Source organism: Actinomadura sp. 9N215, from assembly GCF_044326345.1.
Classification (GTDB): domain Bacteria; phylum Actinomycetota; class Actinomycetes; order Streptosporangiales; family Streptosporangiaceae; genus Spirillospora.
This window is the reverse complement of sequence record NZ_JBIRBA010000002.1, coordinates 50,784-57,809: the sequence shown is the minus strand read 5'-3', so window position 1 is coordinate 57,809 and position 7,026 is coordinate 50,784. Positions and strand designations below refer to the sequence as shown.

Sequence of the window (7,026 nt, the reverse complement as noted above, 5' to 3'; positions counted from 1 at the left end):
GCCCGGCGCCGTCCGGGGACGCGGCGCTCACGTCAACTCCAGTGCGAGGCCGCCCTTGATCCACTTGCTGGACTCGATGGCCGCGGCGACCGCCCTGGCGGGCGCGGTCATGGTCTCCAGCAACATCTCCAGCTGGAAGAACAGCAGCGCGTTGCCGGTGTTGCCGGTGTGCTCGACGCACGAGACCTCCTTGGCCGACGGCAGGCCGAGCCTCTCGGTGATCTTGGCGGTCATCACCGCAGACAGCTGCGGCGGCAGCAGGTAGTCGACCTCGCCGCGGTCCCAGCCGAGGTCGTCCAGGAGGTCCGCGATCACGTCCTCGGCCAGCACCGGCACCAGTTCCTCGATCGCCTTGTAGTCCTCGGCGGCGGGAGCCACGGCGCTGTTCCGGTCGGCCAGGCCGTACCAGTTGAGGATCTGGCCGGGCGCCCGGTCCAGCCCGGCCAGCCGGGTCCGCACGGCCCGGAGCACCGGCGCGTCCGGCCGGTCCCGCGTCGTCAGCACGGCCGCGCCCGCCCCGTCCCCGAACAGCACGTAGTTGACGAGCTCGGCCGGCGGCAGCGCGGCCAGGTCGGCGGTGACGTCGTAGTGCTTGGCGATCACGTCGCCGCCCAGGACCAGGACGGTGCGCACCGCGCCGCCGCCCAGCAGCGCCGCCGCGACGTCGAGGGCCTGCACGGCGCCCGAACAGCCGGACTGCAGCTGGTAGGTGGGCACGTCGTCGATCCGCAGCCGATCGGCGATCACGTTGACGGCGGTCGGCATCAGCGTGTCGGGCGTCGCGGTGCCGAGCACGATCGCGTCCACCTCCTGCGCGGACTCGCCCGCCCGCGCCAGGGCCCGCCCGGCGGCCAGCGCGCCGAGCTCCGCCAGCGTCTGCCGCTGCTCCCCGGTGGCCAGGTCGATCGCGAGATGGCGCGAGCGGGTGCCGATGAAGGTCTCCACCCACTGCCGCCACAGACCGTCCATTCCGAATCGGTCGGCGAGTGCCGCCGTGTCGATCGGCGGCCCGGGTACAGCCGTCCCGGCCGAGAGAATCCGTACCGGACTCCGCTCCAATTGAGCACCCCTTCCCATCCGACCGTCGCTCCATTTCCGCGGCCACGCTAACCAGCCCCGCTAAAACTCCCCCAAAAATTGGAGCGGCCGGGAGAATGCCGGACACCGCACATTAAGAACATTTTTAGCGCGGGCTCGGAAGATGGCCGGGTCACGCCGGGAAAGGTTCGGAGAGGAGGGCGATGACGACGCATTCCGTCGAGCCGTCGCAGGCTGAACTCCGCGCGGCGCTGGGGCATTTCGCGACGGGTGTCGCGGCCGTCACGGGACTGAGCGAAGGAGCGTCGACCGGCCTCGCGGTCAACTCGTTCACCTCGGTCTCGCTGGTCCCCCCGCTGGTGTCGTTCTGCGTCGCGCACACCAGCCTGACCTGGCCGCGGCTGCGCCGGAGCGGGCGGATCTGCGTCAACATCCTCGGCGAGCACCAGCACGAGACCTCACGCAGGCTGGCCTCCTCGGGAGGCGACAAGTTCCGCGGCCTGTCCTGGACGGCGTCCCCGTCGGGCCTACCGATCCTGGACGAATCCATCGCCTGGCTCGAATGCGACGTCGAGACACACCACCCGGCAGGAGACCACGACATCGTCGTGGCCCGCGTCCACCACCTGGAGACCCGCGCGAACACCGGACCGCTGATCTTCTACCGCGGCCGATACGGCACGTTCACCCCCTCCCTCACCCAGGACGCCCGCAGCGAGCACCCATGAGCGCCGCCCAGCCGCGAACCGTCGACCTCGACCTCGACCTCGACCTCGACCTCGACCTCGACCTCGACCACAGGAATCCACGCCCGCGAGCCCATGCCGGAACCACCGGCCCGGCCTTACCCGCAGGCCGGGCATCGGGTCTTCATCGCCCCCTGCGAGCGTTCGCGACGCGCCGGTGAGGTAGTGGACCGTCCCGCCGGTGGATCCTCCGCACCCACGGCGTCCGGTACTTCCACGGCTGCTACTCGCCCGTGAATTCTCCAGCGATGTGTCGCGACGTGCGATACGCCGTTCGTCTTAGGAGTAGACCCCCGGCAGGGGGAGGAACTTGCGCCTAAGTGAATGTGAAGGAGGATCGTCGTGGTCGTCGGCGAAGAACTCATCCCGGTCCCGCGCAGCCTGGCCGAGCGGCGGGCCTGTGCTCGCAAGCGGCTCGAATCCGGCTTCCAGATGTGGCTGGCCACCGGCAGTGACGGTCGTGGCGCGCACCTGATCCCGGTCGCCTATGTCTGGGACGGGTCGGTTCTGTACACCGCGACCTTTGCCGGCAGCAGGACTGTCGCCAACATCAAAGCTCACCCGCGGGGCAGGGTCGCTCTCGGCGACACCACCGACGTCGTCATGATCGACGCCGGCGCGTCGCCTATCGATGTCCCCGACATCAACGTCGAAATTGCCGAGCGCTACGCCGAGGTTTCCACAGACCCGCGTAACCATCCGGAGGGCAGGTTCGTCTACCTGCGCCTGCAACCCCGGCGAATCCAGGTCTGGAACGGCTTCCACGAATTCGTCGGGCGTACGGTCATGCGGGACGGCCGATGGCTGGAAAGCTCCGTCGACTAAATGGTCCGTCCCGCGGCCGGCAGTGTCGGGTCCGTGGGCGGGTGCCGATCAACGCCCACATCCCGGCCCGGACCGGCGGCTATCCGGTGGTGACCACCAAAGGTCGCTCCACTTCCTTGTTGCGCGGGTCGCTGAACCTCGTCACACCCGGGACGAGCATCGCGGCGAGGGCGCTGCCCATGACCAGAAGACCCGCGGTCGTGAGCACGCTCTGGGCGCCGGCGGCGTCCACCATGGGTGGGATGAGGGCGAAGCCGACGGGGCTCATTCCGTAGGAGACGAGGAAGTCCAGCGATGAGATCCGGGCCTGCAAATGGCCGGGGACCTCGCGCTGGATGGCGGTGAACCACGGGATGTTGAACACCTCGATTCCTATCCCGCCGATGGCGCAGGCGGCGATGATGACCCAGCTCTGAGAGGCGTAGGCGAGGGAGAGCGGGACGAGCCCGTAACTCCCGAGCATGATCATGGCGGGGATCCCGACGCGTCGTGGTCTCCACCGGCTCATCAGCAGGGCGCCCGCGATCGCTCCGGCCGAGTAGGCGCCTAGTGCCAGGCCGATCAGGGCGGTGGAGCCGAACCTCTCCCTGCTCACCACGGGCAGCATCACGTACTTGGCGGCCTCGCCGAGGGCGAGCCAGGCGACCAGCGCGCCCAGACCGGCGAGAAACCAGCGATGGCGGCGCGCCTCGCGCAGCCCGTCCCGGAACTCGGTCAGCATGGTGGTGCTCTGTTCCGATTCGGTCGTGCGCTTCGCCGGGACGGTCGCGGCGAGTACCGCGGAGCCGAACCACAGCAGGGCCGCAGCCGTGAGGCTGAAGCCCCGGCCGAACTCGGCGTACAGGGCCACGGCCGCGGTCGGCCCGCCGACCAGCCAGATCCGCAGGCTGAGCGTGGTGGCGGCGTTGGCCTCCTGCAGCCGGTCCTTGTCGATGTGGTCGGCGACGAGTGCCTGGTAGGCGCTGCGGAAGGTGCCCTCGCCCGCGCCCGCCAAGCCGATGGCGACACAGACGGCCACCACGGGCAGGCCCGCGGCGAGGCCCACCACCGCGGTCGCACCGCCTCGTACCGCGCTGGAGGTCGCGAGCACCGCCGTGCGCGGGTAACGGTCGGCGATGACGCCGCCGGGCAGTGAGCCGAGGACGAACCCGAGGGTCCGTGCCCCGAGGACGAGTCCGAGCGCGGACAGGCCGTGGGGTCCGTCCAGGACGGCGAGCGTCAGCGCCGTCGGCATCATTCCGGTCGCCGCGGCCGAGGCCGAGTGGCTCAGCCACAGGCGCCGGAACGAGCGTTCGCGGAGAAGCGTCAGCACCCTTTCACCGCCATTCGGAGCGGGCCAGCACGAGCGTCGGAGAACCGAGTTCGGCCGCCAGATCCGGCAGGTAGTTCGCGCATTCCACGGCCGGCCTGGTGGAGTGCGGGGCGAGCTGCCGCGCACGTCGCCGCAGCCCTTCCGGGTCAGCGTCGGTGGTGAGGTCGTGAGCCTTCAGCCAGTCGTCGTTGAAGGCCGTGGCCAGGTAACGCTCACCGCGGTCGGCGGCGAGGAAGGCCACCTGCTGGTTGGGCTTGCCCTCCATGGCTTCGCTGAGCGCGACGGTGAGCGCGGCGCCGGTGGAGACGCCGGCGAGCAGCCCTTCGGAGCGCACCAGGGTGCGGCAGGCGCGGAAGGCGTCCTGGTCGGTGACCAGGTACACCTCGTCCACCAGCGACAGGTCCGGCAGGTTGGACGGCGTCCAGCTCAGCCCTACGCCGGGGGTCAGGTACGCGTGGGGCTCGCCGCCGAAGACCGTGGAGCCGTGCACGTCGACGCCGATCACCTTGACGTGCGGTGCGTCCTCCTTGACCGCCCGGGCGATGCCGCCGAGCTGCCCTCCGGTGGAGACGGTGCACACGATCGCCGCCAGACGACGCGTCTGTGCGAGCAGTTCACGCGCGGTGACGCGGTAGTGCGCCTCGCTGTTGAGCGGGTTGAAGCACTGGTCGGGACGGAAGGAGCCGGGGATCTCGCGATGCAGCCGGTTGGCGAGCTCGATGCGCGTCTTGTGGTACGAGCCGGAGTCGTCGGGTTCGTCCACGGTGATGATCTCGGCGCCGAACGCCTCCAGCAGGCCGCGGTTGGTGGCGGTGAGCTTGGGGTCGACCACGGCGATCACCCGGTAGCCACGGGACGCGCCGATCATCGCCAGCGCGATGGAGAAGTTCCCCGACGACGACTCGATGAGCGTTCCGCCCGGGCGCAGCCGTCCGGTCCGTTCGGCGCGCTCGACGATGTACCAGGCGGGCCGGTCCTTGAGGCTGCCCGCGGGATTGGCGTTCTCCAGCTTGACGACCAGTTGCGCCTCGTCGGGGGTCGTGAGGTTGCGAAGGCCCACGACGGGAGTTCCCCCGATGACGTCCAGGATTTCCGGCAAGGGGGTACGGCGTGTCGACTTCATGGGTATGACGATCCTTTTCAGTCGCGAACATGACATGAGCATGCTTTTTTGCGCCGACGCGGTGTCGGCGTACGCGACTGATCAGGTTCGCAGAACGCAAATCGCGGCCAAGGCGGCGGCACCGGTGCGGTACCCCGCCAGGCCTAAGCCGTTCAACGGCTCATCAGGCAAGGGCAGCGTGCCGCTGCCAAGGCTCGTGGTCACAGGGACGAGCAGGGCGTCCGCCATGGGCAGAGGTGCCTGGACTGGCGTTCCCGTCAGCTGGCAGCCCGGCGACGCCCCGTTCGGCGGGGTCACATGACAATGCTCGGCGCCGACCGCCAACGTCGGCGAAGCACTGGCCGGCGGGGTGGCCGGTGACTCATGGGTCTCCGCAGCGTAAAGGACCCCGTGTTCATGATGAGAGTGCCCCAACGGGACACACGGTGAACCATAGGCAAGGAAAACCGCGAAGACCAGCAGGCCGAACAGGCGCCTGCCAAGACACCTGCGCCATTGCATGGCGCGTCTCGCGAGTTCCACAATCCGGCGATGCTAGCCCAGGAAATATATTCCATTCCAGCGAATCATCGGCCGCGATTTTCAATGTTGATTGAAATCATCTAGAAGCCTGGCGATCTCGCCGATGGGCGGAACTCTTCGCATCGCGGGGGGCCGCTGGAGCGCACCTCGCGAACGCGATCGCGACGGGGGACGACGGACGTACCGGGCCGTTCTCGGCGCAGCGGTTCGCTCGCAGGAGGATGAGGGCGACCGACGACGACGGCTCTTCCGTCGTACGCGAACCCGGCTTCGGCAGCGACCTGCCCTTGTTAGATCCCCCCAGACGGCTATCATCGCGATATGGCGATTGATTCTGATTGTGGAATGACATCGTTGGACGGGCTCGCGCCGGCGGCCGCGCTGTTCCACTCCCTCGCCGACCCTGTCCGGCTGTCGATCGTGCAGCGGCTGGCGCGGGGCGAGGCCCGGGTGGTGGACCTGACCCGCGAGCTCGGGCTGGCGCAGTCGACGGTGTCCAAGCACCTGGCCTGCCTGCGCGGCTGCAAGCTGATCGACTACCGCGCGCAGGGCCGCCAGTCGTTCTACTTCATCGCGACCCCGGAACTGCTGGACCTGCTGCGCTCGGCCGAGCACCTGCTGGCCGCCACCGACCGCGCCGTCGCGCTCTGTCCCAGCTACGGCGCCGCCGCCGATCAGCCGGTGGGCGCGTGCGCTCCCGAGCGGCGGGCGCGGGGATGACCGTCCTGTCGCTGGGCCCCTCACCGCACCGCCGGGCAGTGCTGGCGCGGCGAGTACGGCTGCTGGTGGCCACCACCATCACCTACAACGTGATCGAGGCCGTCGTAGCGATCGGCGCCGGGACGCTCGCCTCGTCGGGCGCGCTGGTGGCCTTCGGGCTGGACTCGATGATCGAGGTCGCCTCCGCCGCCGCGGTCGCCTGGCAGTTCTCCGCGCGCGACCCGGAACTGGTCGAGCGGCGCGAGCACCGCGCCCTGCGGATCATCGCGGTCTCGTTCTTCGCGCTGGCCGCCTACGTCACCGCCGACTCGATCCGCGCCCTGGTCGGCGGCGGCCAGGCCGGGCACTCCACGCCCGGGCTGGTGCTGGCCGCCCTGTCGCTGGCGATCATGCCCGGACTGTCGTTCGCGCAGCGGCGGGCCGGCCGCGAGCTCGGGTCGGCCAGCGCGGTCGCCGACTCCAGACAGACCCTGCTCTGCACCTACCTGTCAGGCGTCCTGCTGGTCGGGCTCGCGGTCAACAGCCTGTTCGGCTGGTCCTGGGCGGACCCGATCGCCGCGCTGGTCATCGCCGCCGTCGCGGTCAAGGAAGGCCGCCAAGCCTGGCGCGGCGACGCCTGCTGCGCCCGTCCCACTCCGGCGGGGGCCACCGCCGACGTCAACGCCGCGGCTCAGGGCGACGGCTACGCGTCCTGCGGGCCTGGCTGCGCCTGCTGCTCCTGAGCTCCACCCGTCTCACGG

The 7,026-nt window shown here is 69.9% G+C and carries 7 protein-coding genes; 4 read left to right on the top strand and 3 right to left on the bottom strand.

What is annotated here, in order from left to right; genetic code table 11:
* Positions 1-27 precede the first annotated feature (27 nt).
* Positions 28-969: a 3-oxoacyl-ACP synthase III family protein gene (locus tag ACH34T_RS03130; protein WP_395990398.1), complete on the bottom strand. Its 942-nt coding sequence runs from the start codon at positions 967-969 to the stop codon at positions 28-30.
* 272 nt (positions 970-1,241) lie between these two features.
* On the opposite strand from ACH34T_RS03130, the gene ACH34T_RS03125 reads away from it, so the two are divergent.
* Together ACH34T_RS03125 and ACH34T_RS03120 are read left to right on the top strand one after the other, a co-directional pair.
* Positions 1,242-1,766 carry a flavin reductase family protein gene (locus ACH34T_RS03125; RefSeq protein ID WP_395990397.1) on the top strand — a complete coding sequence of 175 codons (525 nt, stop codon included), beginning with the start codon at positions 1,242-1,244 and terminating at the stop codon, positions 1,764-1,766.
* 360 nt (positions 1,767-2,126) lie between these two features.
* Positions 2,127-2,609, top strand: coding sequence for a pyridoxamine 5'-phosphate oxidase family protein (locus ACH34T_RS03120; RefSeq protein ID WP_395990396.1), 483 nt, complete (start codon positions 2,127-2,129; stop codon positions 2,607-2,609).
* A gap of 79 nt (positions 2,610-2,688) precedes the next feature.
* Here ACH34T_RS03120 and ACH34T_RS03115 read toward each other — a convergent pair whose 3' ends face one another.
* Together ACH34T_RS03115 and ACH34T_RS03110 are read right to left on the bottom strand one after the other, a co-directional pair.
* Positions 2,689-3,921 carry an MFS transporter gene (locus tag ACH34T_RS03115; protein ID WP_395990395.1) on the bottom strand — a complete coding sequence of 411 codons (1,233 nt, stop codon included), beginning with the start codon at positions 3,919-3,921 and terminating at the stop codon, positions 2,689-2,691.
* A gap of 4 nt (positions 3,922-3,925) precedes the next feature.
* Entirely contained in the window at positions 3,926-5,044 is a 1,119-nt protein-coding gene (locus tag ACH34T_RS03110) for a PLP-dependent cysteine synthase family protein (protein ID WP_395990394.1), read from the bottom strand.
* An 867-nt stretch (positions 5,045-5,911) separates the two neighbouring features.
* On the opposite strand from ACH34T_RS03110, the gene ACH34T_RS03105 reads away from it, so the two are divergent.
* Entirely contained in the window at positions 5,912-6,286 is a 375-nt protein-coding gene (locus ACH34T_RS03105; RefSeq protein WP_395990393.1) for an ArsR/SmtB family transcription factor, read from the top strand.
* Entirely contained in the window at positions 6,283-7,008 is a 726-nt protein-coding gene (locus ACH34T_RS03100; protein WP_395990851.1) for a cation transporter, read from the top strand. The genes ACH34T_RS03105 and ACH34T_RS03100 overlap by 4 nt, the downstream gene beginning before the upstream one ends.
* Positions 7,009-7,026: the final 18 nt, after the last annotated feature.